General features: G+C 38.5%; 6 protein-coding genes. 3 read left to right on the forward strand and 3 right to left on the reverse strand.

Annotated elements, in window-relative coordinates; genetic code table 11:
* Positions 1–215: hypothetical protein (locus GNF10_RS38130; RefSeq protein WP_221643793.1), on the forward strand; the 215-nt coding region annotated here is incomplete at its 5' end.
* 85 nt (positions 216–300) lie between these two features.
* On the opposite strand, the gene GNF10_RS33805 is transcribed toward GNF10_RS38130, so the two are convergent.
* Entirely contained in the window at positions 301–942 is a 642-nt protein-coding gene (locus GNF10_RS33805; RefSeq protein WP_185580493.1) for a restriction endonuclease subunit R, read from the reverse strand.
* Between the two features lie 877 nt (positions 943–1,819).
* On the opposite strand from GNF10_RS33805, the gene GNF10_RS33810 reads away from it, so the two are divergent.
* Together GNF10_RS33810 and GNF10_RS33815 are read left to right on the forward strand one after the other, a co-directional pair.
* Complete coding sequence (locus GNF10_RS33810) at positions 1,820–3,262, forward strand: glycosyltransferase (protein WP_185582000.1); 1,443 nt, start codon at positions 1,820–1,822, stop codon at positions 3,260–3,262.
* Positions 3,263–3,365: 103 nt separating this feature from the next.
* Positions 3,366–4,139 (forward strand): sucrose-phosphate phosphatase, encoded by a 774-nt coding sequence (locus GNF10_RS33815; protein ID WP_179073029.1) that lies wholly within the window; start codon positions 3,366–3,368, stop codon positions 4,137–4,139.
* Between the two features lie 99 nt (positions 4,140–4,238).
* On the opposite strand, the gene GNF10_RS33820 is transcribed toward GNF10_RS33815, so the two are convergent.
* Positions 4,239–5,144, reverse strand: a complete 906-nt coding sequence (locus GNF10_RS33820) for a DUF2382 domain-containing protein (RefSeq protein ID WP_185582001.1) — start codon at positions 5,142–5,144, stop codon at positions 4,239–4,241.
* A 513-nt stretch (positions 5,145–5,657) separates the two neighbouring features.
* On the reverse strand, positions 5,658–6,572 hold the full coding sequence (locus GNF10_RS33825) for an S-layer homology domain-containing protein (RefSeq protein ID WP_185582052.1): 915 nt from the start codon (positions 6,570–6,572) through the stop codon (positions 5,658–5,660).
* Positions 6,573–6,844: the final 272 nt, after the last annotated feature.

The raw sequence follows: 6,844 nt of genomic DNA on the forward strand, positions 1-6,844 counted from the left end.
TTTTTGTTCTCGTAAGCCACACGCGAACAAATTATGATTTATTCCACTATCTATTTTCCCTTAACCGAGCAGTATTGCAATCCGTGCGGGTTCTGAAAATTAACGTCGTTAGCCGCGACCCAATGAATGGGGACATTATGCCGAGCAGTACGCTTGCTTGGCTGTCTGTTTCTAGCCGAGATTGTTCTACCAGAAATGCTTGGCTTGGTTGCTGATTTCCGAGAAGTTATCAGCAATCGCAAAGACAAGTAATTATTAAGCGATCGCCTAAAAATCACGACTCACAGAAATAGCGATCGCCTAACTCCTCAAATCGCCAATATAAGCCCCAATTTGTTTAAGTCCCTGCAAAACTTGGATACGTTCTGATGTATTTTCAAGTAACCGATAAGTATTGGATCTAGTATATTGAGGGATATTTTGGTGGCGATCGCATTTCAAAAACAATACTTCTCTTCCGTTTGTAACCATTGCATAACAACTTGACTGTAAGTTGGGAGCGCTCAATAAATAAGTAAGTGCTTGGGGAATTCCCGCCGTAACGTCTAGTCTTGCAGGCTTTGACTCGATTACCAAAATCCAAAAACTATCTTGAATCACCAAAATATCAATCCTGCCTTGAACTGCAATAGCATTAGCTTCGTCTGCAACTTCGATATTGGTACTTACTTCTGCTTTTACCAAAAAAGGAAACTGATAGAAACCTGCTAAATCTAGCAATGGTGATATAACTACAAGCTTAACAATTTCTTCGAGAGGTGGTTCTTCTTGACTGAGATAGGTATAGTTTCGAGTGAGGCGATCTAGTCCTTGTAGTTCCGTTTCGGTTAGAGTCGGCGCATTATTTAACCATTCATCAAAAAAGCGATCGCTAGAGTCGAGTCTCAAGCCAAAAGTTTGACGGAGAGCGCCAAGGGTAAGGCTACTAGCATTTGTAATCACGGTTAAATTCTTGTAGTAATTACATGAAGTTTAAAAGTCTAGACATTTGATCTAGGCTCCAATACCTAATATACGATATATTAAGAGCAAAAGAGAGATCGCCTAAAAATCACGACTCACAGTAATAGCGATCGCCTTGAGGATATAGATAGCGATCGCGGTTGTCCATCCAGAGCTAACAATTTGCTCATCAGTTTCAGGCTCATACTTCAACAAGCTCAGTAACCATAAATAAATTTAGTTGCTCTGTATATTTTTATTTGTTAGTCATACCAAGATCCACTAACCCTCCAACGGTCGTTCCGACACCGCAACCATAAGCTAATCAGCATTCAAGTTGCATAATCAGGGCGCTAATGTTGCCCACCCCACAAGATATTGAGAAAATTTCCATCTGCAAATTAGATGTGTTTTAGCTTAGATATTTGATATTTTTAAATTAAATAGAAATTGATTTAGATAGCATTTTTTTATTAATAACCGATTTCTCACCGATTTCTCACCGATATTTCAACTTCTAAAATGTAACATCTCGGAACGAAAGCATTTTGGTAAGTTTATTTCAGTTTTAAGGAAATTTTTATGACCCATTTTTCAATAAATATTTCCAATATTGTTATTACCAGTAAAGAGTATCGCAAGCTTAGAGCTTATGCAGGATATCATCAAATATCAATTTATGAAGCAATACGGTTATTAATTGATTCTCTTCCAGAATGCTCTCCAAATAATCAAAAATCAAGTAGAAGCCATTCGTTTATGTTTCCTAGAAGGTTTTTACACGTTTCTTTCGATGATAGGTAACTTAATAAATAATTTTTTCTCCAAGTTACCTAGCTGTGAATTTTTGTACCACATACCATAGTGAATTTTGATTATGAATACTCTTCCTTCTTTAAATTTAGTTAAATCTCTAGAAAATTCTGCTTCAGAAACGCCAAATTCTCAACCCATTTATGCCCTAATTTCAGTTCATGGCGATCCGACAGCTGAAATTGGTAAAGAAGGGGCAGGTGGTCAAAATGTCTACGTGCGAGAATTGGGATTAGCATTAGCAAAACGCGGCTGTCAGGTTGATATGTTCACACGACGCGAATACCCCGACCAAGAAGAAATTGTGGAATTAGCACCAGGGTGTCGCACTATTCGTTTAAATGCTGGGCCAGCAGAATTCATTACTAGAAACGATTTATTTGAATATTTACCAGAATTTGTAGAAGCCTGGCTGAATTTTCAACAACGAACAGGGCGCAGCTATGCCTTGATTCACACTAACTATTGGCTTTCTGCTTGGGTAGGATTAGAACTTAAATCTCGATTGGGATTACCTCAAGTTCATACCTATCACTCTATAGGGGCAGTTAAATATAGTAATGTGGAGAATCCGCCGCAGATTGCTGCAATTCGTAATTGTGTGGAGAGGGCAATTTTAGAACAAGCAGATTATGTAATATCCACTAGCCCTCAAGAAGCGGAAGATTTACGTCAGTTAATTTCGCAGTATGGACGTATTAAAGTCATTCCCTGCGGGATTAATACTGAACACTTTGGTTCTGTAAGTAAAGAAGTTGCTCGCCAACAGTTGGGAATTGATGCAGATTCTCAGATAATCTTGTATGTAGGACGCTTTGACCCACGCAAGGGAGTTGAAACCCTAGTCAGAGCTTGCGCCAATTTGCCTTCAGCATTTCAACTCTATCTAGTTGGTGGTAGCCGTGAAGATGGAGCAGACTTCCAAGAACAACAACGCATTCAAACTTTGGTGAACGACCTGGGATTGGAAGCAGTTACAGTTTTCACTGGACGAATTTCTCAAGCGCTGTTACCTACTTACTACGCCGCAGGGGATATCTGCGTTGTACCGAGTTACTACGAGCCTTTTGGTTTAGTGGCGATTGAAGCAATGGCAGCCGGAACACCTGTAATTGCTAGCAATGTGGGAGGATTGCAGCATACGGTGGTGCATGGTGAAACTGGATTTTTAGTTCCTCCTCGTGATTCTAAAGCATTGGCGATCGCTATTCATAGTCTATTACAAAACCCAACTCTCAAAGAAAGCTATGGCAATGCTGCACAAAATTGGGTTCAGTCTCGTTTTAGCACTCAGGGAGTTGCCGCCCAAGTTCACGAACTCTACCAATCTTTAACACTTGATACATTTGTTCAAGAAATTATTCAAACTAGAAAGTTAACTCCAGATTTGGAAAGACAAATCCAAAGTTTGTTGAAGTCAAAAGTTTTGAAATCCAATGAAATTAAAGCTCTAGAAAAATTAATTGACTCTTTTTCTAATGGCATTGTGCAGTGGGCAACCAGTTAAATAATACGTTTCCGATTAAAGACTTATCATTAATACCGCAGTTCTTGCTGGGAGCAAGGAGAAAGAGGTTTATCAATACTGTACTGTTTTAGTGGAAGCAAATATGAAACTGCTTTTGGTGATTGAATTAGATAATACCTTGGTTGGTAACAATCGAGCTATTGCTGCTTTAAACCAAAGGCTAGAAGCTATACGTAATCAGATTTACTTAGTCTATGTTACTGGTCGCTCTTATGCTTCTAGTCGTCAGATAATAACAAAAGCACAACTTTTGAAACCCGATTATTTAATCGCTAGTGTAGGTACTGAAATTTATCAACAGGGTGTGCTTTTAGAAAAAGATTGGGCAAATCAAATCTCAAAAGATTGGGATTGGGATGCAGTTTGGACAATTGCTAGTTACTTTCCGGCACTGATACCCCAACCCGACAGCGAACAAACCCCCTATAAATTAAGCTTTTGCCTAGATATGGATGCGCCACTTGAGGTTATCCATGATTTGCAGGATTTGTTAACTTTTACTGGATTGCAGGCTGAGGTGATTTTCAGCAATGGGCGGGATGTTGATATCATACCCAAGAACAGTAACAAAGGTGAAGCAACTGCATATCTGCAAGAATTGCTACAAGCGCAATTAGATACAACCGTTATCTGTGGAGGTTCTGGAAATGACATCAGTTTATTTCAACAGCCATCAGCTGGGATTATCGTTGCTAATGCCCAAACAGAACTTCTGTGGTGGTATTACAAGACACATTACCCTTGGCACTTTTTAGCTCACTACCCTGGTGCTGCGGGTATTCTTGAAGGATTGATTTATTTTAATATTTTGCCATTCCCTAATAGTTGGAGGGCGATGGGCTACGCCCCACCATAGGCAGGGCAAACGCATCTAAATTAACTGTAAAAAATTGCCTCGCACTTAGCTTCTCTAAGTGCGAGGGTATTTCATTGGCAGTTATCTCAAAGCCATCATTTAGCTTCTTCTCTCATGCAATCGCTCATCATTCGTGTTAACGTCTAATTCCTCACGACGAACAGTATCTTCGGCTTCAACTGTATCCTGTTCAACTACTTTCTTAATTTTCACTTCTTCACGCAAAACGGCTTCCTTCTGAATATCAGGGGTTTCTTCATAAAGATCCATACGAGTAACTTCTCCTTCACGGAAGTCAGCTTCAGCAGGCGATACAGTTCTACCAGCCTGTTCTGGAGTAGTACGTTCAATGATTACGCGTTCTTTTTCAACTGGTACAGCAACCCTTGCCGTCTCAGTTTCAATGTGCTTGCCAACAGATACTTCTCCTGTCTTAACACGGGATTTATTGGCAACTAAACGTTCTTCGTATAGTTTTAGGTTTTGATGATCCTGCTGATTCATATCGTAAAGATTTGGTTCATCTTTATACGTATATGTATTACGATCAGGAGTAACTCTTGCGCGATCGCTAGAGGCTGGTGGAGCATCTACAGGTATCGATGTCTCTACAGGTGTTGATGTATTTAAAGGTGCTTGTCTTACTGGAGTACGATAAACTCCACGCACCTGTTCCTCATAATCGTAATCAATCTGTTCCAAATCATTAAAATCTGGTAAATTTTCTACTTGCTCCTTTGTCAGCCCAATAGCATACACGCGCCGATTGCTATAGCTTATTCGGGAACGCCCAATTGGTAACAATACTTGTCTACCAAAGAACCAAAAACCTGTATCAACAACTAAATAGCGGAAATGTCCCGAATCATCCACCAAGATGTGTTTGACAGTCCCAACTTTATCGTCATTTATGTCTGAATAGACATCAAAATCCTTAACATCATAGTTATCAAAATCTGCATCACCATAGTTACCAGCAAAGTCTTCCAGTTTATATAGAGCCATATTCTTTTTCCTCCTATATCTATATTTAAAATTGTAAAGATATAATTTTTTACTCCTTCTTTCTCAAGAAAGATATTAATGTCTAAAAAATCATTAAGCTAAAAATCTTTTAATTTGCATCCTCAAAAAAAATGAATCTATTGTAGGATGGGCATCTGCCCGCCCTAGTTGTGCAAATTAAATGCGCGACAGCTTACCCCTCTCCTGTCACTCTCCGGGAGGGTGATCGCTAGAAGCCTCATGAGGCAATCAATACAAGCTATACTATTAGAAAAAAATGGGTCTTGTATTTACTATTAGAAAAGAATCGTGCAATCGCTTGCTATACAAAAGCTCTAGATTTTAGAAAAGGCAAATGTTTTCGGAGAGTGACAGAAGAGGGTTACTGTGGAGTTAATGGTTTAAAAAAGTTAGGGTTAATCAAACCAAAAGTAAACCTCTGCATAAAATTATAGAGGCTTATAACTAAGTTATTAGACCTTAAATAAGCAAAACTCTTCGATGAGTTCGCGCTTATTGAGCATTTTGTTTGTTGACAGGAGTACGAACAATATACTGATGGGCAGGTAAATTAATGGCAATTGGTTCTATCTTTCCTTGGGAAACTAAAGTTTGATAAATTAAAGCTGTAATTTCTCCTCGCGTGGCAGCTTTACTTGGATTAAGAACTTTGGGATTTGGATAATTCACCACTATATTTTTTTTAGTTGCTGTTGCTACATCTCCAACGGCATATTGCGGAATCTTATTGGCATCTGCGTAAGTGTTCGTAATAATAAATGATGCTGGACGGTTAAGATTCACAGTATTAGCTGCTACAGCTTGGGCTTTTGGTATTAATAAAGGTTGCATTAAAGCAGTAAATCCAAGCGGCATGAGAATACGTCTTTTTACAGCTTTTTGTGTGGTTTTTTGGGTAACTACTCTTTGCGTAATTGTAGGTACAGTAACTGCTGATGTACCACTAGTTAGATTCAGACCTTTATTTAAAGCAACTATTGCCTCAACCTTAGAAACTGATTGATTGGGACGAAAGTAACCACCAGGATAACCTGACATAAATCCTTGCTGATATGCTTCTTCAATAGGACGAGTAGCCCAATAGTTAGCAGGAATATCTTTATATACAGCACCACTTTGTATTTGGCGAATTGGTGGTTGCTCAAAAGCTTTACGAATGATTGCTGCAAACTCATCTCGGTCTACTGGCTGTTCTGGCCGAAATGTACCATCAGGATATCCAGTTACAATATTTCTTGCAGCCAAACCTTGAATAAACGGCTGTGCCCAGTAATTAGGTTGAACATCACTAAAGGTAGTTGCAGGAGAAGATTGAGCATAGGTGTCTAATGCACCAACTACAAGTACTGTTAAATTTAAAGTTAGTAAAGATACACCTGCTGACACTAACTGAGTTAACTGAGTCATGATCCATGCCTCCTGTTTTTCAATAATTCCTTTTTCTAATACTTCAATAGTTATTAGTAAATAGTGGATATTTAGTGGAGAAATTTCCACCATAGCCAAAAATATTACTATAGGCTGAGTATACTTATTACTTTAGATATATATAACGCAACATCCAAAATAACAAAATCATCAATTTTTTAGTAACGGCTCATGCTAAAAGAAAAAAATTTAATTTAGTAATAAAAATTTAATTTTTTGGTTGAATAGAAACATATAGCCGAGTTCTCCAC

Source organism: Nostoc sp. UCD121, assembly GCF_014222285.1.
Lineage (GTDB): Bacteria > Cyanobacteriota > Cyanobacteriia > Cyanobacteriales > Nostocaceae > Nostoc.